Source organism: Streptomyces sp. NPDC024687 (assembly GCF_055559055.1).
Genome location: NZ_JBVHLJ010000002.1, coordinates 341477 through 365863 on the forward strand (window position 1 = coordinate 341477; position 24387 = coordinate 365863).

Consider the following 24387-nt stretch of genomic DNA (forward strand, 5'->3'; position numbering starts at 1 on the left):
TCACATGGGGGTTGCCGCTTTCGCTCAGCGCGAGGCGTCGGTGCCGGTCACCCGGGAGACGAGGTCGTTCCAGCCGGCCTCCAGGCGCTCCAGCGGCATTCCGCACTGCCGGGTGAGGTGGTGGATGAGGGCCGGGTCGAGATACCCCATCAGCGTGTGGGCCAGGAGGTCGCAGTCGGCGTCCGGGAGGATCTGCCGCAGCAGCACGGTGGCGTGCATGTGCAGCGCCCGGGTCGACGGGTGGGAATGGCGGCGGGTGGGCTCCGCCTGCGCGGCCAGCTGCAGGTCCAGCTGTTCGGCGGAGCGGTACAGCACGGCCACGCCGAGCGCCCGCAGCCGGTCCGCCGGAGGGGCGCCGGGACCCAGCGGCGGCGGGCCGCCGAGGAAGTCCGCCTGGAGCGAGCGCTCGGAGTGGTCCAGCAGTGCCATGAGCAGTCCGGTGCGGTCGCCGAAGCGGCGGAAGACCGTGCCCTTGCCGACGCCGGCCGCCGTGGCCACCGCCTCCATGGTGACTCCCGTCACCCCGTGCTCCGCGATCAGCCGGGCCGCGGCCTCCAGCAGACGGGCGCGGTTGCGGGCCGCGTCGGCGCGCAGGCAGGGCTCGTCGAGGGCGGAACCGACCTCCAGAAGCTGCGGCTCGTCGAAGGGCTCCTGAGGCGTCGGGAACGGGGGCAGGGTCGCGGACATGAAGCCAGCGTAAAGCATCGGGAAGAAAACTGGACCTCGGTCCGGTTAGGGTGTTAGAACATAAACGGACCCCGGTCCGGAAGATTGCCGCAGTGTTTCAGCATCCTTGGAGTTACGCATGTCTGTTCGCATTCTCGCGCTCGTCGGATCCCTCCGCGCCGGTTCGACCAACCGCCAGCTCGCCGAGGCGGCCGTCAAGCACGCCCCCGAGGGCGCGGAGGTCGTGCTCTTCGAGGGCCTCGGCGACATTCCCTTCTACAACGAGGACATCGACGTGGAGGGCAGCGTCCCCGCGGCCGCCGCCAAGCTGCGTGAGGCCGCGCATGCCTCCGACGCGTTCCTGTTCTTCTCCCCCGAGTACAACGGCACCATCCCGGCGGTGCTGAAGAACGCCATCGACTGGCTGTCGCGCCCCTTCGGCGCCGGCGCCTTCGGCGGCAAGCCGGTCGCCGTGGTCGGTACCGCGTACGGCCAGTTCGGCGGCGTGTGGGCGCAGGACGAGACCCGCAAGTCGGTGGGCATCGCCGGCGGCAAGGTGCTCGAGGACGTCAAGCTGTCCATCCCGGGTTCGCTGGTGCGCTTCGCCGAGACCCACCCGGCCGACGACGCCGAGGTCGCCGCGCAGCTGGCCGAGGTCGTCGCGCAGCTGCACAGCAACACGGGTGAGACCGCCGCGGCCTGACCTGCCGCGCGGTAAAGGGGCCGGAGTTCTTGAACTCCGGCCCCTTTACCGTGTCCGCCGGCCCGCGGCACCGGCCCTAGTCCAGTTCCGCGAGCCGCTGTACGGCGGGTGCCGTGAAGCGTTCGATCCACTCGGCGGGGGCGCCGGTGCGCGGGGCGAGGATGACCGTGTCGATACCGAGCTTGGTGTAGCCGGTGATGTCCCGGGTGAAGGCGTCCAGGTCGCCGCCGTCGGCTCCGTCCGGCGTGTAGGTCATCGTCCTGCGGATCTCGTCGTAGTCACGCCCCTCGGTGTCGCAGTGCCGGCGCAGCACGTCGAGCTTGTGCGTGACCTCCTCGGGCGAGGTGGCGAAGAGGTTGCAGGCGTCGCCGTAGCGGGCGACCAGGCGGAGCGTCTTCTTCTCGCCGCTGCCGCCGATCATGATCTCGGGGCGCGGAGTGCTGACCGGGGCCGGTACGCACAGGGTTTCGGCGAGCCGGTAGTGGGTGCCCTCGAAGGGGCCGTTCGCCGCCGGGTCCCACATCTGGAGGCAGATCCGCAGGGTCTCCTCCAGCCGCTCGAAGCGCTCCGCGAGGGGCGGGAACGGCACGCCGAGCCCTTCGTGCTCCCGGTCGTACCAGGCGGCCCCGATGCCGAGGGCGGCCCGGCCGCCGGAGAGCACGTCGAGCGTGGTGGCGATCTTGGCGAGCAGGCCGGGATGACGGTACGTCACTCCGGTCACCAGCGCGCCGAGCCGGACCGTCTCGGTGTGGGCCGCGAGGAAGCTCAGGGTCGTGTACGCCTCCAGCATGGGGTCCTCGGCGCCGCCGTTGAACTCCATCTGGAAGTAGTGGTCCATCACCGACAGCCAGCTCACCCCGGCCGCCTCCGCCGCGGCACCCGCGGCGGCGAGCTCGGCACCGAGGGCGGGTGCGCCCGCCGGGTGGTTGAACCGGTTGATGTGCACGCCCACACGCATGGCCGTCTCCGTTCACGGGACCTTCATCGACCCTGCCGACGCTAGAGCTTGAAGTGCTCTCGAAGTCAAGGGCGGATTGGTTCGAGAGACGCGCGGGGCTGGGTTCCCGTCACGCCACGGGTTCCGCCTCCGCCTGCTCCTGCTTCTTCGCGGCGCGCAGGCTCGTCAGGGTGGTGACCGCCAGGACGAGGACGATGAAGCCGAGGGAGAAGGGGATGCCGATCTCGGGGACGTGGACCCCCGACTCGTGCAGGGCGTGCAGCACCAGCTTGACGCCGATGAAGCCCAGGATGATCGACAGGCCGTAGCTGAGGTGGACCAGCTTCTTCAGCAGGCCGCCGATGAGGAAGTACAGCTGGCGCAGGCCCATCAGGGCGAAGGCGTTGGCGGTGAAGACGATGTACGGGTCCTGGGTGAGGCCGTAGATCGCGGGGATCGAGTCGAGCGCGAACAGCACGTCGGTCGAGCCGATGGCGAGCATCACGACCAGCATCGGGGTCATGACCCGCTTGCCGTTCTGCTCGATCCACAGCTTGGTGCCGTGATAGCGGTCCGCCACGCCGAAACGCTTCTCCACCATCTTCAGCAGCTTGTTCTCCTCGTACTCCTCGTCATGTGCGTCCTTGCGGGCGTCCTGGACGAGCTTCCAGGCGGTCCAGATCAGGAAGGCGCCGAAGAGGTAGAACACCCAGGAGAACGCGGAGATGATCGCCGCTCCGGCCGCGATGAACCCGGCGCGCAGCACGAGCGCCATCACCACGCCGACCATCAGCACCCGCTGCTGGTACTGCGAGGGCACCGCGAACTTCCCCATGATCAGGACGAACACGAAGAGGTTGTCGACACTCAGGGACTTCTCGGTGACGTATCCCGCGAAGAACTCGCCCGTGGGCTTCCCCCCGCCGAAGAGGAACAGCCCGAGTCCGAAGAGACAGGCCAGCACGACCCAGACGACGGTCCAGATGCCGGCCTCCTTGACCGACACGTCGTGGGGTCTGCGGCCGATGAAGAAGTCGGCGCCGACCAGGACGCACAGGGCGACGACGGTCAGCAGCCAGACGGTGAGCGAGACGTTCACTGGTTCTCCTGTGCATGGGGGGCACCGACAGCGTTGCCATCACAGGGGATCCTTTCCACCTACAAAAGGTGAACAACAGGTCACGCGATGGCAAGGAACCGCAGGTCACGCCGGAACACGGCAGAATCTCCACGCTCGCCACCCGCGTGCCGGCCGGCGTGCCTGCGCGGCTGGTCGATGCCGAGCGGCGGGTGCAGGTGCGGGTCGAGGCCGCTGGGACGCGCCGGGACTCCGGGACGGCGCCGAAACCCCGGCTGGCCCTACGCCGCCCTGACCCCCGGCGGGGACGCCGCGCTCTGACTGGAACGGGCCGGGCGGCGACCCAGTGTGGTCGACGCGGTGATCCTGGAGCGGGCCGCGGGGGCCGTACGGCTCGTGCTGGACCGTAAGCGGGGACGCGCGCCCGCCGATGATCCCGCGCTGGTCGAGGCCGTGCTGGTTGCCGCCGCCCCCGAGGCCGCCCGGCTGCACGCGGCACGCGGCACGCGGGCTCGGACTGCCGCGGCCACCGCTCGTGCGCTGGCCCCGCTCGACGGGCGGCCCCGGGTCGTGGCCGGGCGGGCGGACGCCGAACTGCCCGCCGGGCGGGTCGAGGTGGGCCCCGCCGTGCCCGTGCTCGATCTGCCGCGGTCCTGGGCGGGCGCCCGCACCGCGCTGCGGTTCACCGCGGAGGGCACGGCTCGGGACCCTGACCGACGGTCGTCCACGCCGACGAACTGGGCGGCGTCGCGCTGCCGGCCGGCCTCGTCGCACCGGGCGCGGAGCCGCCGCTCGACGTCCAGGTGTCTCGACGACCAGCCTGCGGGCGGTTGTCACCGAGATCAACGTCCACCCCACGCTGAGCATCTGCTGGGCCGGCCGCTGCGCACACCTCAGGGGCGACTGCGGCTGCAACTGGCCCTCGCGATGCGGCACTTGGCACGGCCGTAATGGAGAGTCAGGGAGTCAGCGGAACTCGTGCACGACTTCGATCCGGCCGACGATGTGCGCGTTGAAGTCGTCCAGCTCCTCGGCCGGGACCCACAGTTCGAGGATCGTGCGGCCGCCCGCCTGCTGGACGGGATAACGGCTCAGGAAGTCCGTCTCGACCTCGAAGCGGGTCACGAAGCCGGCGCCGTCGTGCTTGACGTTCCAGTCCCTGGCGATCCTGATCGCGTAGTCCTCGTTGAGGACCGGGTAGAAGATCGGCTGCTCGGGCAGCCTCGGTGGCCAGGCGCGCCAGTCGAGTTCCCGGACCAGGTCGAGTTCCTTGGGGCCGGTCGGGCGCCAGAGGGTCGTGGTGGAGGGCCGGGTGGTCATCGGAGACGCTCTCTGGGGGGCGGACGCGTACGGGGCAGGCGATAGTTGCGCGCGCACTATAGAAGCAGACGCTGAAAGTTTCAGCGATGCAATATCCTGGGCCCATCCGTATCGGACGTCCGTATCGGGACGGAGGAAGCAGGCCCCATGACCGCCACAGACCCCGCGCTGACCGCCCTCGCCCAGGGGTGGTGCGCGCTCTCCCTGCTGCACGGGCGGATCGAGGCGCACATCGAGAAGGCCCTGCAGTCCGCCCACGACCTCAGTGTGCGTGAGTACTCCCTGCTCGACGTCCTGGGCCGCCAGCACGACGGCGAGGGCGGGCACCTGCAGATGAAGCAGGTCGCCGACGCCGTCGTCCTCAGCCAGAGCGCCACCACCCGCCTGGTCACCCGTCTGGAGGACCGCGGCCTGCTCGCCCGCTACCTCTGTCCCACCGACCGCCGCGGCATCTACACCGACGTCACCGACGCCGGCCGCACCCTCCTCGAACAAGCCCGCCCCACCAACGAGAAGGCTCTGCGCGAGGCCCTCGATCAGGCTGCCGCCAACCCCGAACTCGCTCCCTTGGTAAGAGCTCTGGAAGCCCACGGCGTACCGGCCTGAGCCATTCCCCGCTCATCGGCCCGGCCCGACTGCGTCTCCCGGGAATTGTCGACAGCCGCCATGGGCAAGGTCTTCAGGGACCAGCGGTGAAGGAACGCGACACATTCCGCGCAGAGAACGGAGACCAGCGTGACGGCGAGCCAGGCCACCACCCCCGACGAAGACATGTCACTCACTCGGATAGAGCGTCTCGACGAGGAGATCATCGCGCTGCTGGCGCGCCGTCGTGAGATGGCTCAGGAGCTCCCCGCCCCGGCCAGGGCCCGCGCCGTCGACCCGGGCTTCGTGGAGGCCGTACGGGAGATCACCGACCGCTACCGCCAGGAACTCGGCGGGGCCGGAGAACTCGTCGCACGCGCGGTCATGGTGCTCTGCCACCCGGGCCGCGAGAACTGAGCGCCGGGCCGAAAGGGCCGTAGAAAGGGGCTCGGGCGACCTCGGCGGGACGTCGTGGGGTGGCGAACGCACAGGTCGCAGGGGCCGGCCGTCGTTGACACCCTCTCGGATCGGGCCGTACAAAGGCCGCATGAGCGTGCCGCAGCTACCCCTGTCCGGGATCACGGTGGTCAGCCTGGAGCAGGCGGTGGCCGCGCCCTACGCGACCCGCCAACTCGCCGATCTCGGCGCCCGGGTGATCAAGGTGGAGCGACCGGGCGAGGGTGACTTCGCCCGTCGCTACGACACGACCGTGCACGGCCACTCCAGCTATTTCGTGTGGCTCAACCGGTCCAAGGAGTCGCTCACCCTGGACCTGAAGGACCCGCGCGGCCTCGAGATCCTCAACCAACTCCTCGACGGCGCCGACGTGTTCGTCCAGAACCTCGCTCCGGGCGCGGCCGACCGGCTGGGCCTCGGCGTGGACGTCCTCGCCGAGCGCCGGCCGCGGCTGATCCCGTGCACGATCTCCGGGTACGGCACGGACGGGCCGTGGGCCGACCGGAAGTCGTACGACCTGCTGGTGCAGTGCCAGACGGGCCTCGTGTCGTTGACCGGGACCGCCGAGGAGACCGCGCGGGTCGGAATCTCCGTCGCCGACATCGCGGCCGGGATGTACGCCTACAGCGGCATCCTGACCGCCCTGTACACCCGCGCCACCACCGGCAGGGCCCACCCGGTGGAGGTGTCCCTGTTCGAGGCACTGGCCGAGTGGATGAGCCAGCCGGCCAACTACACGCGCTACGGCGGCAGCCAGCCACCGCGTCTGGGCACCCAGCACGCCACGATCGCCCCGTACGGCGCCTTCACGGCGGCCGACGGCAACGACGTGCTCTTCTCCATCCAGAACGAACGCGAGTGGACGGTTCTGTGCGCCGATTTCCTGCGGCGGCCCGAGCTGGCCGGGGACCCGCGCTTCGCCACCGGCTCGGCCCGGGTCGCCCACCGCGAGGAGATCAACGCCGTGGTCGCCGAGCGGATCGCACGCTTCGAGGCCGCGCAGGTCCTGAAGGACCTGGAGGGCATCGGTATCGCGTGTGCCGGGGTCAATGACGTCGCCGCGTTCCTCGACCACCCGGTCCTGGCCGCCCGCGGCCGCTGGCACGAGGTCGCCGTCCCCGGCGGGGCCACGGTGGAGGCGCTGCTGCCCCCGGCCGACCTGGCGGGGCTGCCCGCCCGCATGGACCCGGTGCCGGGGGTGGGCGAGCACACCGAGGCGATCCTCACGCAGCTCGGCCGTACCGGCGAGGACATCGCGGCGCTGCGTGCGGACGGAGTCGTCTGACTCCCGCTTCACCCGGGTTCACCAAGGCAGCGGGCCCTTGGCGTCGAAGTAGCCGCCGGTCGGGCCGTCCGGGGCGACCTGTGCCATACGGACGATGATCTCGGCGCCCTCCGCCACGGTCTGCGTGCCCGTGTTGCCGTTCAGGTCGGTCTTGGTGAAACCGGGCTCCACGGCGTTGATCCGCATGGCCGGGAACGCCTTCGCGTACTGCACGGTGAGCATGTTGATCGCGGCCTTGGACGTCGGGTAGGCGATACCCGGATAGAAGTGCGCGGGGCTGTCCGGGTCGGAGAGGTGGGTCAGCGAGCCCAGTCCGCTGCTGACGTTGACCACGACGGGGGCGGCCGAGCGCTGGAGCAGCGGCAGGAAGGCGTGCAGGACGCGGACGACGCCGAAGACGTTCGTCTCGAAGGTGGTGCGCATGTGGTCGGCGGTCACGGTCTCCGCGACCGGCACGCTGTTGTCCTCGGTCCGGGCCTCGATGCCGGCGTTGTTGATCAGGACGTCCAGGCCGCCCGCGGCCTGAAGGGTCTTGGCCGCGGCCTCGACGGATGCGTCGTCGGTGACGTCGAGCTGGACGAACCGTGCCCCGAGCGCGTCGGCGGCACGCCGGCCGCGCTCGACGTCACGGGCGCCGACATGGACGGTGTGCCCCGCGGCGACGAGTCGGCGGGCGGTCTCGAAACCGAGACCCTTGTTCGCTCCGGTGATGAGTGTTGTCGTCATGCCGACCAGGTTGCTGGAGCGCGGCGGGGTCAGCCAGAAGACCCTTCTTCCTGGGACCGGCGGTACCAGGCACGTCGGCGGCCGGCGGTGTTCACTGAGGAGCATGGCGGCAACAGAACTGGGACAGGCGCTGCGGCGCTGGCGCGACCGGGTCGCCCCGGACGCGGCGGGGCTCTCCTCGGGGGGCCATCGGCGGGCGGCCGGGCTGCGGCGCGAGGAGCTGGCCCTGCTGGCCGGCATCTCGGTCGACTACGTCACGCGTCTCGAACAGGGGCGCGCGGCCAACCCGTCCGTGCAGGTGGTCGAGGCGTTGGCCCGGGCACTGCGGCTCTCGGCGGACGAGCGGACGTACCTGTTCGGTCTCGCGGGACTGGTACCGCCGGGCCCTGAGGTCGTGCCCGCTTTCATCACGCCCAGCGTGCAGCGGCTGCTGGACCGGCTGGTGGACACTCCCGTCGCGGTCTCCGACGCGGCCATGACGCTGCTGCTGGCCAATCCGATGTACGCGGCCCTGATGGGCGATCCGTCCGTCCTGCGCGGTTTCGAACGCAACGGCGTGTGGCGCAACTTCACGGGCATGCCGACCCGGGTACGGCACACCCCGGAGGAACGGCGTGACTTCGAGGCGGGCATGGTCGCCGAACTGCGCGCGGCCACCGCCCGCTATCCCGCGGACCGTCAACTCATAACCCTCATCGCTGAGTTGCGTACGAGGAGCGAGAGGTTCGCCGAGTTGTGGGACGCGGGGGCGGTGGGCCGTCTCGCCGCCTCGCACAAGACGATCGAGCATCCGCAGGTCGGCCCGCTCACGCTCGACTGCGACCTGCTCCGGGTGGAGGAGAACGACCTCCACATCCTCGTGTACTCGGCCGAGCCGGGCACCGAGGCCGCCGAGAAGCTGCGGCTGATCTCGGTGCTCGGCACGCAGAACCTGGTGGAGAGCGGCTAGCGGAGCTCTGCTTCCCCGTCGGCCGCCCCCTGCCCTCAGTAGCCGTACCGGCTCTTCAGGTGGCGCCAGAAGTCGCGCAGCATCCACTTGTCGAAGTCGGTGATCCGGGTCGCGCTGCCCGCGTTCATCAGGAAGCAGCACTGGCCGGTCGGGGTCCAGTCGTAGAAGTCGTCGAGGCCGAAGGTGTGGCCGACCTCGTGGAGGTAGATGTGGATGTCCTCCTGGGCGAGGGCCCCGGTGAAGTACTCCTGGCCGACACGCTGGCCCCAGTCCCCGCCCGCGCCGCCCTGGAAGCCCTTGGTGAGCCAGAGCGACTGGTCGTAGTGGCGGGTCACACCGCCGGGGCATTTCGCGTAGTTGCCGTCCTGGTGGAAGAAACGGCCGCAGTCGGGGGCGCACTGCGGGGCGCCGCCGTCGTCGAGGTTCCCGGCGTAGATGTCGACCGAGTTGTCGGTCCACTGCAGGGTCGAGCGGTTCTTCACCGCCCAGCCGACGATGTTGACGGGCACGGTGGTGTACGGCCAGGCGTTGGTGCCGGTGCCGTTGTCGAGCATGGCCGCCATCCACTTGCCGAACTGCTTCTTCAGCGCGGCGTGGACCTGGTCGCGGAGGGCGGCGCTGACGGGGGCGTCGGACTCCCACCGGACGCAGTAGTTGACGCTTCCCCTGTTGGCCATGACCTGGTCCCAGCCGTAGTTGCGGAAGCCGTAGAGGTCGGAGTAGGTCGACTCGACGTGGTTCCACACCTCGCCCAGGGGTTGCACGAGACCTGCGGGCGGGTTCCAGTTGTCCGCCGCCTGTGCGGGGGGCGCCGTGACAGCGGGGGTGGCGAGTACCGCGAGCAGGGCGGCGAGGACGGTGACGAGACGCGCGATGCGGGTGCGCATGGAGTGAACTCCCTTCGTGGGGGCCGGGATTCACTGTGAGGGTCGCCGCCGGGCCGCCCTGGGTTGCCCCTGACCGCGGCCGGAAAACGCGGCCGGGATGTGAGCCACCCCACAATCGATACGCTCCCGTATCGATTGCTCGGGAGTTACGCTGATTCCCACGAGAACGAAACCGTTTCGTTCAGCAGTTGTCCGCTGGACGAGAATGGAGCACGCCATGACCAGCGTCCTCATCGCCACCGGCCAGTCCCTTCAGCGGGTCGGCCTCCGCATGCTCCTCGACTCCCAGTCCGATCTGACCGTCGTCGGCGAGGCGGCGCGCGGGCCGGAGGCGGTCCGGCTGAGTGCGCTGGTCCGGCCGGACGTCGTCCTGCTGGACGGCCGCAGCACCGGCGCGGACACCGTCGAGTCCGTCCGCCGTCTCGCCCACGCGCCGGACGGGCACGCCCCGCATGTCCTGCTGCTCACCAGCGGTGACGACGCCTACCCCTACGGCGCCCTGCGCGCCGGAGCGGCCGGACACCTTCCGGAGGACGCCACCGCGGACGAACTGGTCGCGGCCGTCCGGGTGGTGGCCGCCGGTGACGTCGTCGTCTCCCCCGGACTGACCCGCGCGCTCATCGACGCCGTCCGCAGCCGGAGCGCCGTCGAGGACTCCGTCCCGGGCAACCGGCTGGACACCCTCACCGGACGCGAACGCGATGTGCTCACCGCGGTGGCCTCCGGGGACTCCAACGCCGAGATCGCCGACCGGCTCTCCATCGCCCCGACCACCGTGAAGTCGCACGTCAGCAACATCCTCACCAAGATCGGCGCCCGCGGCCGGGTCCAGGCGGTGGTCTTCGCCTACGAGTCGGGCCTGGTCCGGCCCACGCAGCACGTACTGCACGCGTGAAGAGGCCCGCCTGACGGACCTCCTCTGCGGACAGGTCCGCGACGTCCACCGCGTGCCGCCGGTCCCGGCCGGCAGCGCGCGGCGAAACGTCCCGGCCGCGGGGAACCATGACCACTGCTGCTCCCGCGCCGGGCGACCCCGCTCTTCCGGTTCAGCGCCCGCCGAGGCGCACCACCTCCGCTGCGCCACTCCGTGGCGAAACGACACCGACGGCCACCCGAATCTCGTCGCGCACGGCCGCCGTCGGCCCGCTCATGCTGAACCTGGTCCGAGGCGGCCGTCGTCGATCAGGCCGCCGTATAGCCGAGTTGGCGTCGCATGTAGGGCGTCATGAGGGTCTTCGCCTTGGCCAGGGTGCTGGTGCGGCTGCCGAGCACCGCCGTCTCACCGCCCGGCACGGGCAGCATGGTCACCCCGTCGGCCGGGCCGAAGGGCACGATCAGCGGGGTGCGGTGGAAGGGCCGGTAGAAGCGGGGCTCCTTGCGGTGCCGGCCCGAACTGTGCAGGTGGGCCCGGATGTTCCAGGCGGCGAGGTCGGCCTGGGCGAGCGCCGCCGGGGTGATCTTGAGCTCGGTGGCGTCGTTGACGTCGCCCACCGCGAAGACGTCCAACTGCCCCTCGGCCCGCAGTGACCGGTCGACCTTCACATGCCCGGAGGGGGTCAGCCAGTCGCCGTGTCCGCCCAGGCGCAGCCAGAGCGTGTTGGGAGTGGTGCCGGTCGCCCAGAAGGAGAGGTCCGCGGTGATGACCTCGCCGCGGGCGTCCCGGTAGGTACCGAAGTCGTTGCCCGGGGACATGAAGGAGTCGAGCCGTACCTCCACGTCGTGCGCCTCCAGCCACTCGAGCGCCTTGCGTCCGGCCCGTTCGCTGCCCGTGCTGGCGAGCAGTGCGGGACCCGCGTGCGCGAGGGTGACCCGGGCGTCCGGCCGGGCCAGCCGGATCTCGGCGCTGAGTTCGACGCCGGAGGGTCCGCCGCCGACGACGAGGACGTGCTCGGCGAAGGCGATCTTCTGCTGGTGCTCGGCGAAGGACTTCATCGCCTCCTCGGTGGTGGTCCCGGCGAAGCGGGCCGGTTCCGGGTAGTCGGCGCCGGTCGCGATCACCACCACGTCGTAGGGCAGCCGCGTGCCGTTGGCCAGCACCACTTGCCGCTCGGCGGTGTCGATGCGGACCACCTTGCCCACGACGACCTGGCCGTGGCGCAGCAGCCGGTCGTACGGGATGAAGGGGGTCGCGCTCCACTCCCTGCGAACTCCCGCCCGCAGGGAGGAAATGCGGTGGAAGAAGACCTCCTTGCGGTCCACCAGCGTGACCCGGGCTGTCGTGTCCAGCCGTTTCGCCAGGCGGACGCCCGCATAGCCGCCGCCGATCACCACTACGTCGCCGTCACTCACGCCGAGACTCCTGAACCGTGGGGGGAGGAGTGCCATGACGGACGAGCCGCTCCCCCGGGCACTCGGATGCCGGTGAGCGTAACGCTTGAAACATAAAGTTACCGTGGGGTCCTGTGTGCTTTCCGTGAAGTTCTCGCCGGACCGGTCGTCAGCCGAGTTCGTAGTCGAGCCAGATCCGGTGGGTGCCGTCGGCGTCGACCGCGAGGCCCCCGGTGCCGGTGATCCCCGCCAGCTCCCCGGTGCCGCTGGAGGGGACGATGGTGAAGAACTCCGCGGTGCGGTCGCTGCCGGAGGTGGTCGCCGAGTGCGCGAAGTTGAAGGCGCCGGACCGGTCGTGCACCGAGCCCTCGAAGGACTCCATGGCCACATACGTGCCGACGCCGGACTCCTGGTCGTACGCGGCGGTGAACAGGGTCGCCGAGCGGCCGGCGATCTCGCCCTCGAAGTGCTTCTCCAGCGTCGCGACACCGACCGGGAGCCCGGTGGCCACGGCCGGCTCGGGCTTCAGCTCGGTCGGGACGAACGCCTTCACGCTGAATGTTCCGTCTGCTCTCATGGGCCGACGGTACCGGCCGGGTCTGACAATGCCCGGCCGGCCGCTCGCGGCTACTCCGGCGGGGTCGGCGTGTCGTGGGTGCGGTACATCGCCTGGACGTCCAGTTCCAGCTGGACCGTGGGGCCGACGACGGCGATGCCCCGGGCCAGCATGGACCGCCAGTTCAACGTGTAGTCCTCGCGGTGCAGCTCGGCCGTCGCGAGGGCCGCGCAGCGCAGTTCCTCGCCGTAGCCGCCGTTGACCGTGCCCAGGTAGGTCGTGTCGAGGGCGACCGAGCGGCTCACGCCGTGCATGGTCAGGGAGCCCTGCAGGGTCCATTTGCTGCCGCCCCGGTAGGCGAAGCGGCTGCTGACGAAGTCGATGTGGGGGAAGCGTTCCACGTCGAGGAAGTCACCGGAACGCAGGTGGTTGTCGCGGGTGGTGTTGCCCGTCGTGATGCTGGAGGCGTCGATGCGGACCTGGACCCGGGACTGGGACATGTCCTGGGCGACCTGGATGCCGCCCTCGAAACGCTCGAAGCGGCCGTGCACATGGGCCATCCCGACGTGCTTGGCGATGAAGCGGATCGCGGTGTGCGGCGGGTCGAACAACCAGACGCCGGGCGTGGGCAGTTGGAGCGCCTGGGCCGGCTGGAGCCAGACCCGCTCGGCGGGCCCCGCACCGCTCGGCCCGACCTCGACCGTCTCGCGGTGCGGCTGGAGTCCCTCGGCCGCGGCCATCAGGCTGTAGCGGCCGGGCGGCAGTACGGCGACGAAGTAGCCGTAGGGATCGGTCGTGCCGCGCGCGGCGACCCGGTGCGTGTCCAGGGCGGTGACGGTGACGTCGGCGCCCGCCATGGGCGAGCCCATCGGGTCGACGACCTCACGGGCCACGGCGCCGGCGCCTTCGGGGAGGGGGACGGAGAGGCCCGCCGCCTCGGCAAGGGCAGCCTTGGACCGCCGGCGCCGAAGGAGTGCGAGGGCCATGATGTTCACCTTTCTTCGGGGACTTGCTGTACTGCTGCGGGCCTCACGGCCGACGGCCCTCATGGGCCGCCCGGAGCACCGCCCGCACACCGTCCGCCGTCACGGGACGGGGGTTGGCGTACGGCTGCCCCGCCACCTGTGCGGCCGCCTGAGCCAGGTCGGTCTCCTGGAGACCGAGTTCGGCGAGGGAACGCGGAGCGCCCAGGCGTCCGGCCAGGTCCCACAGGGCTCCTGGCGGGTCATCGGCGTCGAGTGCCCGGCCCAGCGCGATCAACGCATCGGGAGCGGCCGGAGCGTTGTACGCGAGCGCGTACGGCAGGACGACCGTGTGCGTCTCGGCGTGCGGCAGGCCGAAGGTGCCGCCCAGGACGTGGCAGAGCTTGTGGTGCAGGCCCATCGTCGTGGCCCCGAGGCAGGTGCCGCACAGCCACGCGCCGTACAGGGCCCGGCCCCGTGCGTCCAGGTCCTGCGGATTCGCGGCGAGCGCCGGCAGCGCCTCGGCCATCGCCCGTACGCCGTCCTGGGCCATCAGGGCGATCAGCGGCGAGGTGTCCGGAGCGTAGAGCGCCTCCACCGCGTGCGCGAGGGCGTTGATGCCGCTGGTCACGGTCAGCGGCACCGGCAGGGAGAGGGTCAGCTCGGGGTCGTAGACGACGCTGCGGGGCTGGACACTCTGGTCGCGGCCGGTGCGCTTGGCCCCGCCCTCGGTCAGGCCCCAGACGGGGGTCATCTCGGAACCCGAGTAGGTCGACGGCACGGCGATCAGCGGCAGTCCGGTGCGCAGGGCGATCGCCTTGCCGAGGCCGATGGACGAGCCGCCGCCGACCGCGACGACGCCGTCGGCCCCGGCCGCGCGTGCCACCGCCACGGCCCGGTCGGCGTCCTCGACGGGTACGTGCATACGGGCCTCGGCGTGCAGCCCCGCGCAGGAGTCGCCGAGGGCGTCCGCCACGGCCCGCGCGACGGCCTCGCCCCGGCTGCCGCACACCACCAACAGCCGCCGCAGACCCAGCTGTTCGGCCTCCGCAGGGGTCGCGGTCACGGCCGCCCCGGGCCGGAAGACGACCCGCCCGGGCCGGCTCTCGTAGGTGAAGTCGCCCGGGAACGTCATGCGGTGGGCTCCAGTACGAGGTCGAAGCAGGCGTGCCGGAAGGGGTTCGGGATGCCGAACTCCGCGGCCAGGGACGGGTCGTCGGTCGTCGCGAAGTCCTGCACCAGACTCTGTTTCACGGCGAAGACGGCGTCGGAGTCGAGGTAGTCGCTGCCCGCGACGAAGATGTGGGTGGTGACGGGGGTATGGCCCTCGGCTGCGGCGATGAAGTGGATGTGCGCGGGCCGGTAGGGGTGCCGGCCGGTCGCGCGGAGCAGGTCCCCGACCGGGCCGTCGGTGGGGATCGGGTACGGCGCCGGGACGCAGGTGCGGAACCAGAAGCGGCCCTCGGCGTCGGTGGTGAACAGTCCGCGTCCGTTGCCCGCGGGCTGCACGTCGGGCTGCTGGACGTCGTAGAAGCCCCGGTCGTCGGCCTGCCAGACGTCGAGGACGGCGCCGGGCAGCGGGGTGCCGTCCGCCGACAGCACCCGGCCGCTGACCACGCACGGCTCGGCGCCGCCCACCAGGTCGATGTCGTCGCCGAGTTCCCGCACGGGTGACTCGGTCATGTGGAAGGGGCCGAGCACGGTGGACTCGGTGGCGCCCTGTACGCGGTCGCCGTTGAGTGTCTCGACCAGCATGGAGACGCCGAGGACGTCCGAGAGGAGGATGAACTCCTGGCGGGTGTCGGTGCACTTCTGCCCGGTCGCCGTGAGGAAGGTGATCGCCTTCTCCCACTCCTGCTGGGTGAGGCGGGTCTCGCGCACGAAGTCGTGCAGATGGCCGATCAGACCGGCGAGGAGTTCGCGCAGGCGTGGATCGGTGGTCGCGTGGAGGCCGGCGAGGGCCTCCTCGGTGACGCTGCTTCCGATCGCGTCGGTGGTCATGCCGGCTCCTCGTTCTCGACGGCGTTCCGCTTCTGCCATGGTCGCGCGTTCTCAGGCGTGACCGAGGATCCGCCGCAGCGCGTCCGTGAGCAGCGCTTGGGCGTCCGGGGCCGCGGTGGCGTGCCGGAAGGCCACGAAGCCGTCCGGCCGTACGAGCAGGGCGCCGGCGTCGGAGATCTCGCTCAGGCGTGCCCAGTCGCCGTACGGGTCCTCGTACTGCTGCCCGGGACCGACGACCACGGTGGCGATCTCGATGTCCTGTGCCTCGGCGGCCCGGATCCAGCCTTCGCCGCCGATGCCGGTCAGCAGGGTGAAGCGGCCCTTTCCCACGGTGTCGAGGGTGGAGAGGGCGCGGGTGCCGGAGGTGATCCAGGCGTGCGGGACGCGGGCGCCGGGGCGGGAGGTGGGCTGGTGGTGGAGCTCGGGGTCGCGGGGGAAGGTCTCCGCGGGGGAGCCGTCGGGGACGATGGCGTCCGAGGCGTAGCGCTGGTTGAGGTCGACGCCGTGCGCGTTGAACTCGTACACCTTGAAGGCGATGGCCTCGCGGAGCCGGGCCCGCTGCTTCTCGGCGGCCTCGGTGGCGTCCTTGCGGGCGGCGATGTTGGCCCACAGCTGTTCGGGGGTCTGCGGGGAGAGTCCGTCGAGGGCCTCGAAGATCGGGGCGGTCTCGCCGATGGACCGGTTGGCCCGGGTGACGACCTGCTTGCCGATCGGGGCGCGTTCGGCGGTGTAGGTGTCGAGGAGCTTCGGGGCGGCGGTGCCGTCGAGGACGAGTTTCAGCTTCCAGGCGAGGTTGTAGGAGTCCTGGATGGAGGTGTTGGAGCCGAGGCCGTTGGACGGCGGGTGGCGGTGGGTGGCGTCTCCTGCGCAGAACACCCGGCCGTGGGAGTAGGTCTCGGCGTACATCTCGTTGACGGTCCATGCCGAGGACGACGTGATCGTCACGGGGATCTCGTCGTCGCCGACCAGCCGGCGGACCACGGACTCGGCGTACTCCGTGGTCAGGTCTGGGGCGCCCGCCGTGACGTCGTACCCCCACACGATCATCCACTCGTTCCACGGCCGTACGCAGCGCACCAGGCCCGCACCGATGCCGCCGACGGTGGCGCCCGGGGCGAGGACCCAGTAGAGGGTGGCGGGCCGGTGGGCTGTGTACCTGGTCAGATCCGCCTCGAAGACGATGTTGATGCTGCCGGCCACGCCCATCCGGCCGCCCATCGGAAGCCCCGCGTCCTCGGCAACCTTGGAGCGGCCGCCGTCCGCGCCGATCAGGTACTTGGCGCGGATCTCGTACGTGTCCCCGCGCAGCCGGTCCCGCACGGTGACCGTCACGCCGTCGGCGTCCTGGCTGTGCGAGAGGTACTCGGTCTGGAAGCGCAGGCCGGTGCCGCGGGCGACGGCCGCGTCGACGAGGACCGGCTCCATGAGGTGCTGCGGCATGTCACACATGCGGGTGGGGCTGGCGAGTTCGTGGGCGGCCTGGACGAGCGGATCGTTGCCCCACGAGCGCACCCGGCCCAGTTCCTCGCCGGCGAGGCTCGTGCAGAAGGTGGTGTTGCCCATCAGGTGCTGCGGGGTCGCCCGCGCGACGACGTCCTGCTCGACGCCCAGGTCGCGCAGCACCTCCATCGTGCGCTGGTTGGTGATGTGCGCGCGGGGGGTGTCGGCGAGGCTCGCGTAGCGGGTGACGACGATGTTCGGCACGCCGTAGGTGCTCAGGGCGAGCGCGGCCGAGGCTCCGGCCGGGCCGCTGCCTACGATCAGGACGTCGGTCTCGACGACGGTGGACACGGCACGCTCCTGGCGGGGCTCACGGACTGCGGACAGTCTCGATCATGGCCCGGTGCGGCGATGTGCGGGTGTCTCGAAATGAGACATCCGCACCGGCCTTCATGAGACGCCACCCGCCGCGCGGGGCAGTCGTTGCTCGTTCAACTGAACCCGCTACGGTGGAGGGGTCGTGACCACCACAGAGCCCTCCCCCGCAGTCCACGCCCTTCCGCCGCTGCGCGTGGCGCGCGAGCGCTTCCTGGCCGGGCGCCCGCTGCCCGACGGTGTGCCGGAGGAGGTTCTCGCGGCGTGGCGGCGGGCCCGCTTCTTCGGCGTACCGCACGACTTGAAGGAGCCCCCCGCCGATCCGCCCCGGCCGGCCGAGTCGGCGCTGCTCGGCGCCGCCCGTCCGGTGCTCGAACGGATCGCCCCCGCGCTGGACGCCGGCCACCACGTCCTCCTCCTCACCGACGCGCGGCTGCGCGTGCTGTGGACGTCCGGGAACACCGGCGGGTTCGCCCCCTGCCCGGGGCTGTCGGAGCAGGAGGTCGGGCACAACAGCGCGGCCCTCGCCCTGCGCGGCCGGTGCCGTGCCGAGGTGCACGGGCCCGAGCACTTCCTCGACGTGTGGCAGGACGTGTCGGCGGTCAGCGTCCCGGTCCTCGCGCCGAACAGCGGACAGGCACTCGGCACGGTCACCGTCGCCTCCCACCTGTGCGGCGGGCGCCGGCCGCACCCGCAGGCGGCGCTCGCCGAGGCCGCCGCCGCCGCGATCGAGGCCGAACTGCCGGCGCGGGCGGGACGACCCGAACAGGTCCTCCTGGACGCCTACGCGCGAGCGTCACGAGGAGAGGGCCCTGCGGTGGCCGCGCTGGACGGCCGCAACCGCCTGATCAGCGCGGCGGCGGAGCGGCTCGCGACTCCGGAGGTGCTTCGGGCTCTTGAGCGTGCGGCGATGACGGCACGGCACACGGATGCGCCGGTGGCCGCCGAGTTGCCCGAAGGAGCAGGGTGCGGGGCCCGGATCGACCTGGTGCGTCAGGAGGGCGCGGTCGTGGGGATCGTGGCCGTCCTGGAACCGCGGGAGGAGGGCCCACCGAGGCCCCGGCCACGCCCGCTGTCCCGTCTGGCCGGCTCTTCCCCGCCGTGGGCGTACGCCGTGCAGCGCGCCGCCGAGCTGGTCCGCTCCCCCGAGCCCGTGCTGCTGACCGGTGAACGGGGCACGGGGAAGACCGCGCTGGCCAGGGAGCTGCTGGGGACGGGCGGCCTCCAGCTGGTCGACGCGGCGGAAGAGGGCGCGCTCCAAGGGGACTTGGCGGCCTGGGCCGCGGGGAGCCCCCTGGTCCTCCGGCACGCCGAGCGGCTGACGCAGTCCGCCGTGGCCACGCTCAACTCCCTGCTCGACACGCACCCGGACACCCGGCTGCTGGTGACCCACACCCCCGGAACCGCGCCCGGCCCCTGCCTGCAGCGGCTCCTCGACAAGCTGGCCGCCCGCACGGTCGTCCTGCCGCCGCTGCGGGAACGCACCGAGGACATCAGGGAGTTGCTGTCGGCCCTCGCGCCGCGTCCGGCACCGGGAGCTCCTCCGCTGACCTGGACCCTGGATGCCCTGAGCGTGCTCGAACAGCATCCGTGGCCCGGGAACGTCACCGAACTCGCCCACGTCGTCCAGTCCCTGGCGGAGCACCGACGCGTTCGGGGCCCGGTCCGCCGGGCCGAACTGCCGGACACCGTGCGGCAGGGACCACCTGTTCGTCCGCTCAGCCCGATGGAACACGCCGAACGCACCACGATCCTCAAGACTTTGCACCGCCACGGCGGCAACAAGTCCCGCGCGGCGGCGGCACTCGGCATCGGGCGGGCGACGCTGTATCGCAAACTGCGGGAGTACGAGGGCTGAGGAGCCGAGGGTGAGCGCTGATCGGCGGGGCGCCGCTCCAGGCCGGCGGGTGCCTGCATACCGTAGAGGCAGATCACCATCTGCCCGGGAGCGCGCATGACCGGTAGCCGCCGCAAGAGACCCGGCGACACCTTCGACACCATCGAGCCTCCGGGCGACGCCCGGCTGGTCGCCGCCGTGGTGACCGTGACCGGCCTGGTTGAGTTCCTCGGCGCGCTGTCCGGGTCCGAGGTGTGGCTTCTGGGGCTCCTGGTGTTCCTGCCGGGTGCCGCCTCGGCGCTGGGCACGGTGCGGCAGACGGCGTTCGTCGCCGTGTGGACCACGCTCGTCGTCACGGCCAGCGTGCTGCTGCGGGACCGCAACGCGGGCCACTGGTTCGACCGGCTGCTGCTGGTCCTGTTCACCCTGGTCCTGGCGGCGACCTCCGTCTACGGATGCCACCGCCGGATCAAACGCGAGCACGCGATGCTGCGGCTGCGTTCCACCGCCGCGGCCATGCAGCGGCACATCCTGCACCCCCTCCCCCTGCTGACCGACGACGTGCTGGTCAACGGCGTGTACGAGCCACTCCAGGAGGAACGCCTCGTCGGCGGGGACATCTACGATGTCGTCGACTCGCCCTTCGGCACCCGGGTGCTGATCGGGGACGTCCAGGGCAAGGGGCTCGCCGCCGTGGGCACCGCGTTCGCCGTCATCGGCGCCTTCCGGGAGGCGGCCTACCGCGAGCCCACCCTCACCGCGCTCGTGGACGCCCTGGACGCCACCGTCGTACGGCACAACTCCTACGCCCTGCACACCGGCGACGACGAACGCTTCGTCACCGCGCTCATCGTCTGCGTCGACGCGGACACCGAGGTGCAGGCCGTGAACTGCGGACACGTGCTGCCGCATGTGCTCCACGAGGGGTCCGTGCGCACTCCCGAACTCGAGCCCGGGGTCCCGCTGGGCCTGGCCGAACTCGCCCACGAGCCCACGACCGTGGGCTGGTTCGACTTCCCCGAGGGCGCGACGCTGCTGCTGAGCACCGACGGCCTGACGGAGACCCGCTCCGCGGACGGCGCCTTCTACCCGGTCGACGAGCGCCTGACGAAGTACGTCGGCCTCTCCCCCACCGAGCTGCCGCAGGCCCTGCACGACGACGCCCGCGCGTTCGCCGGCCGCGGCGGCCCGCACGACGACGTGGCCGTCCTGACGGTCCGCCGCTCCCTGCGCCCCTGAGGCCGCTCAGCCGTCCGCCAGTTCCCCCAGCAGCTTCCAGGTGCGGCGCTGGTCCTCGTCGCCGCCCAGGTCCGTCGCGGTGAACACCACCTCCGTGGCCCCCGCGTCACGGTAGCGGCGCACTTCGGCGGCGACGGTCTCCTCGTCGCCGATGACGGCCAGGTCCGCGGCCCGGGTGGCGCCGGAGAGGCCGAGGACGCGCTGGTAGGAGGGGAACTGCTCGTAGAACGCGAGCGTCTCGGTCGCCGTCCGCCGAACGGCCTCGACGTCGGCGGTGACCACGCCCGGCACGAAGGCCACGATCCGCGGTGCCGGGCGGCCCGCCGACTCGGCCGCGGCGGTGACGGCCGGGACGATGTGCTCGGCGAGAGCGCGCGGGCCGGCGAGCAACGGCAGGATGCCGTCGGCGAGTTCACCGGAGGCACGCAGGGCCTGCGGCGCCATGGCGGCGACCAGGATCGGCACCGGTGGTTCGGCGCCCGGCACCGTGGCCGGCAGCGGGGTCGTGGCGGTCAGCAGCTCGCCGTGGAAGTCGGCGCTGCCGGTCTCCACGAGCAGGCGCAGGGCGGTGAGGAACTCCCGCAGCCGGGCGATGGGGCGCTCGTACGGGATGCCGAACCCGGTCTCGGTGAAGTGCTTGGTGCCGAGCGCGAGTCCGAGGTGATAGCGGCCGCCGGTGGCGGCCTGGGCCGTGAGCGCCTGACTGGCGACGAGCAGGGGATGGCGGCCGAAGACGGGGATCGCGGAGGTGCCGACCTGGAGTCCGGGCACCTCGCGGCCGACGACGGCGGCCAGCGAGGGAGAGTCGTACCCGAAGGTCTGCCCGAACCACACGGAACGCAGTCCGGCCTCGTGGGCCTCCCGCGCGAGCTGCACCGTGGGGTCGATCCGATGATGGAGAGGAAGAGCCAGTCCAAGGGTCATACCTGAAGCAACTGCCGTGCCCTGCACGGGAATTCCTCTCCGCAGTGTGTCCGAGGCCGAGCCTGGCCGCCGGAGCCCGTGGACCCCGGTGCGGATCCACAGGTCGGCGAGGTGTACATCAGCGGCGGCCAGTCCTACGCCTACACGACGGCGTCCCAGGACCGCATGAACGTCTCCGGCCACACCGACAACAGGGTGGTCTCCGTCTCCGTCTCCGTCGACGGAGCGAACGGTGACTGGTGGTACCTGGACCTCGCGGCGCCGACCGGCAAGACGCTGACGCCCGGGACGTACACGGGAGCCACCCGGGCGGCCTATGTGCAGAAGCAGGACAGGACAGCGCAGGAATCTGTGACACTGGCCGACACCGCTCGCCTTCACCGGTTCGCTCGGCAGGCGGATCCGAACAAGTGGGGCCGAACTGAACACCCACCCCTGTGCGCCACGTTGTTAGGAGTGCAGGACGCGAGGCGAACCAGAACCGTGAGGCCATCTTGTCGAACGCACCGACCGCCACCCGCCGGGGCTGGGGAACCCGCAACTGGCGCGTGGCCAGGAAACTCCAGGCCATCCTCCTCATCCCGGTCATCGTGGCCCTTGTCCTCGGCGGTATCCGGGTCAAGCGCTCCATCGACACCTGGCAGGACGCCGACGACGCGGTCCGCGTGGCGGAACTGGTCCAGGCGGCCAACAAGTACGCCAGCGACGCCATCGACGAACGCGATGTGTCGGTGATCCCCCTGGTCAAGGGCGACCGGACATCGACGGTGGTCACGAAGGCCCGCGCGATCACCGACGCGGACGCCGAGAGGTTCAACGAGGCGGTGGAGCGGATGCCGCGGACCGCCGGACTGCTGCGCCGGGTCGAACTCGTGCGCATCGGCGAGAAGCAGCTCGCGTCCGTGCGCGCGAACGCCTTCACCTCCCGGCTGACCGGCGTGCAGACCGAGGAGAGCTACCACGCCGTCCAGCACCCGCTGATGGAACTCTCCAACGAGCTGGGCTTCGGCAGCAGCAACCAGGCGAGCTTCGGCCGCACCCTCTACGCCGCGTCCCTCACCCAGGCCGCCGAGTCCCTGATCCGGGCGATCGGCACCCACCTCCTCGTCGAGGACCGCGCCAAGCTCGCCCCGGGCGAACTGCAGGCCCAGCTCGGCTCGTTCAGTTCCTACGTCTATCTGGAACAGGTCGCGCTCCAGGAGTACGCCGGCGCCGGCACCGCCGACGACATGACCCGGCTGCGCAAGGCGCTGTCCGACGCGGAGAAGCGGGGCAAGGAGCAGGCCGAGCAGGCGCAGACGCAGGCCGAGGCGGCGGGGAAGACCTTCGTGGCCGCGCCGGGCCTGGCGAAGATGGCCGGCGAGATCGCCTCGGGCAAGTCGGCGGAGCAGCTCGCCGCCGAGGGCATCACGCCCGAGGCGTTCTTCGCCGCCTCCACCCTCAGCTTCGACGCGTACCGCGGTGTCGAGGTGCACCTCACCGACAGCGCGCTGGCGGACGCCCACAGCATCGCCGACGACGCCCGCAACGACGCCGTCATCAACGCCGTGCTGGTGCTGACCGCGGTCCTCGTCGCCTTCCTGCTGGCCGCCTGGGTGGCCCGGACGATGAGCACGAGCATGCGCCGGCTGAGCGCCTCGGCCCACGAGATCGCCGGGCAGCGGCTCCCCGCCCTGCTCACCCAGCTCACCCGGGCCATCCCCGGCCGGGTCGACGCCCAGGTGGTGCCGATACCGATCACCACCACGGACGAGATCGGCGAGGTCGCCCGCGCCTTCGACCACGTGCACCGCGAGGCGGTCCGGCTCGCCGCCGAACAGGCCCTGCTGCGCGCCAACATCAACACGATCTTCAGCAACCTGGCGCGTCGCAACCAGTCGCTGATCGAGCGTCAACTCGCCCTGATCACCAGTCTGGAGGGCAAGGAGGCGGACCCCGACCAGCTGGAGAACCTCTTCAAGATGGACCACCTCGCCACCCGCGTGCGCCGCAACGGCGAGAACCTCCTGGTGCTCGGCGGTGAGACCCCCGCCCAGCAGTGGGACCAGCCGCTGCCCCTGGTCGACGTGATCCGCGCCGCGGCCTCGGAGGTCGAGCAGTACGAGCGGGTCGAGCTGGCGGGCGTCCCGGAGGCCGAGATCCACGGCCGCGCCGTGACCGACCTGGTGCACATGCTGGCCGAACTCGTGGAGAACGCGACGACGTTCTCCTCACCGCAGTCCCGGGTCCGGGTCACCGCGGCGCGGCTGCCCGACGGCCGGATCATGGTCGAGATCCACGACCGGGGCATCGGGCTGCCGCCGGAGGAGCTGGCCGACATCAACCACACCCTGGCCGACCCGCCCACCGTGGACGCGGCGATCTCCCAGCGCATGGGCCTGTACGTGGTCGGCCGGCTCGCGGACCGGCACGGCATCCGCGTCCAGCTCCGCCCGTCCGAGGAGGGCCAGGGCACGACGGCACTGGCGATGCTCCCGGACACGATCACCTACCGAGGAACACCGGCGGAGTCCGACATCGACACCATGGCGCTGGCGACCTTCACGGACCCCGGCTTCCCCGAGACCACCGCCCGCGGTTACGAGGCCTGGAACGACAGGTAGACGTCCGGCACCGCGACCGCGATCGGGCGCGATAGGTTCCCCCTGCAGGAACATACGGAGGTGCCGTGGGCGAGCAGGACGCTCAGAGGGAGATCACGACCGCCAAGGAGGCGGCCGACGACGCGCTGGTCCTGGCGTTCGGGCGGCTGCAGGGCGCCGCGAACCGGCTGGAGTACATCCTGGGCCGGCGGATAGAGGAGGAGTGCGGGATCAGCCACCTGATGTACGAGGTGCTGCTGATCCTGGGCCGGGCGGGCGAGCCGGGGCTGTCGATGCGGGCGATCGGCCAGGAGCAGGTGCTCAGCACGGGCGGGGCGACGCGGCTGGTGGACCGGATGGAGGCGGCGGGGCTGGTGCGGCGCGTCACGGACCCGGACGACCGGCGCGGACGCCTGGTCAATCTGACGCCCCTGGGCGAGGAGACCGCCGTACGCGCTTCCCGGCTGCACGTGGAGAACATCAAGCGGTACTTCCTGGAGCCCCTGCCCGCCGCCCACCGGGAACGCTTCGCGGAGGATCTGCGCATTCTCAGCCACGCGGCCCGGGACTCCCTGCCCCTGCTGCCCTGAGTCCCCCGAGGCAGGCGGCAC

Annotated in this window: 23 protein-coding genes and 1 pseudogene; 11 read left to right on the forward strand and 13 right to left on the reverse strand. The window is 71.5% G+C overall.

From position 1 onward, the window contains the following. Positions 1–24: 24 nt before the first annotated feature. On the reverse strand, positions 25–705 hold the full coding sequence (locus tag ACZ39I_RS07960) for a TetR/AcrR family transcriptional regulator (RefSeq protein WP_467243601.1): 681 nt from the start codon (positions 703–705) through the stop codon (positions 25–27). A 100-nt stretch (positions 706–805) separates the two neighbouring features. Between ACZ39I_RS07960 and ACZ39I_RS07965 the strand changes: the two genes are divergently transcribed. Beyond that, positions 806–1369 carry an NAD(P)H-dependent oxidoreductase gene (locus ACZ39I_RS07965; RefSeq protein WP_467243602.1) on the forward strand — a complete coding sequence of 188 codons (564 nt, stop codon included), beginning with the start codon at positions 806–808 and terminating at the stop codon, positions 1367–1369. Between the two features lie 76 nt (positions 1370–1445). On the opposite strand, the gene ACZ39I_RS07970 is transcribed toward ACZ39I_RS07965, so the two are convergent. Continuing rightward, positions 1446–2327, reverse strand: a complete 882-nt coding sequence (locus ACZ39I_RS07970) for an LLM class F420-dependent oxidoreductase (protein ID WP_467243603.1) — start codon at positions 2325–2327, stop codon at positions 1446–1448. Between the two features lie 109 nt (positions 2328–2436). Continuing rightward, entirely contained in the window at positions 2437–3405 is a 969-nt protein-coding gene (locus tag ACZ39I_RS07975; RefSeq protein WP_467243604.1) for a TerC family protein, read from the reverse strand. Positions 3406–3551: 146 nt separating this feature from the next. Here ACZ39I_RS07975 and ACZ39I_RS07980 point away from each other — a divergent pair. After that, positions 3552–4335, forward strand: a pseudogene (locus tag ACZ39I_RS07980) (PucR family transcriptional regulator); the annotation flags it as partial. Positions 4336–4350: 15 nt separating this feature from the next. On the opposite strand, the gene ACZ39I_RS07985 reads toward ACZ39I_RS07980, so the two are convergent. After that, positions 4351–4704 carry a hypothetical protein gene (locus ACZ39I_RS07985; protein WP_467243605.1) on the reverse strand — a complete coding sequence of 118 codons (354 nt, stop codon included), beginning with the start codon at positions 4702–4704 and terminating at the stop codon, positions 4351–4353. Positions 4705–4851: 147 nt separating this feature from the next. Between ACZ39I_RS07985 and ACZ39I_RS07990 the strand changes: the two genes are divergently transcribed. The 3 genes from ACZ39I_RS07990 to ACZ39I_RS08000 all read left to right on the forward strand — a co-directional run bounded on the left by ACZ39I_RS07990 (position 4852) and on the right by ACZ39I_RS08000 (position 7030). After that, complete coding sequence (locus tag ACZ39I_RS07990) at positions 4852–5310, forward strand: MarR family winged helix-turn-helix transcriptional regulator (RefSeq protein WP_352384669.1); 459 nt, start codon at positions 4852–4854, stop codon at positions 5308–5310. Positions 5311–5439: 129 nt separating this feature from the next. Further along, on the forward strand, positions 5440–5706 hold the full coding sequence (locus ACZ39I_RS07995; protein ID WP_352384667.1) for a hypothetical protein: 267 nt from the start codon (positions 5440–5442) through the stop codon (positions 5704–5706). A 130-nt stretch (positions 5707–5836) separates the two neighbouring features. Beyond that, positions 5837–7030 (forward strand): CaiB/BaiF CoA transferase family protein, encoded by a 1194-nt coding sequence (locus ACZ39I_RS08000; RefSeq protein WP_467243606.1) that lies wholly within the window; start codon positions 5837–5839, stop codon positions 7028–7030. Positions 7031–7048: 18 nt separating this feature from the next. On the opposite strand, the gene ACZ39I_RS08005 is transcribed toward ACZ39I_RS08000, so the two are convergent. Then, a complete protein-coding gene (locus ACZ39I_RS08005; RefSeq protein WP_467243607.1) occupies positions 7049–7756 on the reverse strand; it encodes an SDR family oxidoreductase in 708 nt (235 codons plus the stop codon). 103 nt (positions 7757–7859) lie between these two features. Between ACZ39I_RS08005 and ACZ39I_RS08010 the strand changes: the two genes are divergently transcribed. Continuing rightward, positions 7860–8705 carry a helix-turn-helix domain-containing protein gene (locus ACZ39I_RS08010; RefSeq protein ID WP_467243608.1) on the forward strand — a complete coding sequence of 282 codons (846 nt, stop codon included), beginning with the start codon at positions 7860–7862 and terminating at the stop codon, positions 8703–8705. A 35-nt stretch (positions 8706–8740) separates the two neighbouring features. Here ACZ39I_RS08010 and ACZ39I_RS08015 read toward each other — a convergent pair whose 3' ends face one another. Continuing rightward, a complete protein-coding gene (locus tag ACZ39I_RS08015) occupies positions 8741–9592 on the reverse strand; it encodes a hypothetical protein (RefSeq protein ID WP_467243609.1) in 852 nt (283 codons plus the stop codon). Positions 9593–9809: 217 nt separating this feature from the next. On the opposite strand from ACZ39I_RS08015, the gene ACZ39I_RS08020 reads away from it, so the two are divergent. Further along, complete coding sequence (locus ACZ39I_RS08020) at positions 9810–10487, forward strand: LuxR C-terminal-related transcriptional regulator (RefSeq protein WP_467243610.1); 678 nt, start codon at positions 9810–9812, stop codon at positions 10485–10487. Positions 10488–10774: 287 nt separating this feature from the next. Here ACZ39I_RS08020 and ACZ39I_RS08025 read toward each other — a convergent pair whose 3' ends face one another. The 6 genes from ACZ39I_RS08025 to ACZ39I_RS08050 all read right to left on the reverse strand — a co-directional run bounded on the left by ACZ39I_RS08025 (position 10775) and on the right by ACZ39I_RS08050 (position 17170). Further along, complete coding sequence (locus tag ACZ39I_RS08025; protein WP_467243611.1) at positions 10775–11881, reverse strand: NAD(P)/FAD-dependent oxidoreductase; 1107 nt, start codon at positions 11879–11881, stop codon at positions 10775–10777. 148 nt (positions 11882–12029) lie between these two features. Then, positions 12030–12437, reverse strand: coding sequence for a DUF3224 domain-containing protein (locus ACZ39I_RS08030; protein WP_352384656.1), 408 nt, complete (start codon positions 12435–12437; stop codon positions 12030–12032). Between the two features lie 50 nt (positions 12438–12487). Continuing rightward, on the reverse strand, positions 12488–13402 hold the full coding sequence (locus tag ACZ39I_RS08035; RefSeq protein WP_467243612.1) for a YceI family protein: 915 nt from the start codon (positions 13400–13402) through the stop codon (positions 12488–12490). Positions 13403–13445: 43 nt separating this feature from the next. After that, positions 13446–14513 carry a maleylacetate reductase gene (locus ACZ39I_RS08040; RefSeq protein ID WP_467243613.1) on the reverse strand — a complete coding sequence of 356 codons (1068 nt, stop codon included), beginning with the start codon at positions 14511–14513 and terminating at the stop codon, positions 13446–13448. Continuing rightward, entirely contained in the window at positions 14510–15379 is an 870-nt protein-coding gene (locus ACZ39I_RS08045) for an intradiol ring-cleavage dioxygenase (protein ID WP_467243614.1), read from the reverse strand. The genes ACZ39I_RS08040 and ACZ39I_RS08045 overlap by 4 nt, the downstream gene beginning before the upstream one ends. Before the next feature lie 51 nt (positions 15380–15430). Beyond that, positions 15431–17170 carry an FAD-dependent oxidoreductase gene (locus ACZ39I_RS08050; protein WP_467243615.1) on the reverse strand — a complete coding sequence of 580 codons (1740 nt, stop codon included), beginning with the start codon at positions 17168–17170 and terminating at the stop codon, positions 15431–15433. A 169-nt stretch (positions 17171–17339) separates the two neighbouring features. On the opposite strand from ACZ39I_RS08050, the gene ACZ39I_RS08055 reads away from it, so the two are divergent. Then, complete coding sequence (locus ACZ39I_RS08055) at positions 17340–19052, forward strand: helix-turn-helix domain-containing protein (protein ID WP_467243616.1); 1713 nt, start codon at positions 17340–17342, stop codon at positions 19050–19052. Positions 19053–19148: 96 nt separating this feature from the next. Then, complete coding sequence (locus ACZ39I_RS08060) at positions 19149–20270, forward strand: PP2C family protein-serine/threonine phosphatase (RefSeq protein ID WP_467243617.1); 1122 nt, start codon at positions 19149–19151, stop codon at positions 20268–20270. Between the two features lie 6 nt (positions 20271–20276). Here the strand turns inward: ACZ39I_RS08060 and ACZ39I_RS08065 are convergent, their stop codons facing one another. Beyond that, a complete protein-coding gene (locus ACZ39I_RS08065; protein WP_467243618.1) occupies positions 20277–21194 on the reverse strand; it encodes an LLM class F420-dependent oxidoreductase in 918 nt (305 codons plus the stop codon). Positions 21195–21688: 494 nt separating this feature from the next. Between ACZ39I_RS08065 and ACZ39I_RS08070 the strand changes: the two genes are divergently transcribed. Together ACZ39I_RS08070 and ACZ39I_RS08075 are read left to right on the forward strand one after the other, a co-directional pair. After that, the gene (locus ACZ39I_RS08070) at positions 21689–23797 is read left to right on the forward strand and encodes a sensor histidine kinase (RefSeq protein WP_467243619.1); all 2109 of its coding nucleotides are present in this window, start codon (positions 21689–21691) and stop codon (positions 23795–23797) included. 65 nt (positions 23798–23862) lie between these two features. Beyond that, positions 23863–24366: a MarR family winged helix-turn-helix transcriptional regulator gene (locus ACZ39I_RS08075; RefSeq protein WP_467243620.1), complete on the forward strand. Its 504-nt coding sequence runs from the start codon at positions 23863–23865 to the stop codon at positions 24364–24366. The last annotated feature ends 21 nt before the right edge of the window (positions 24367–24387 follow it).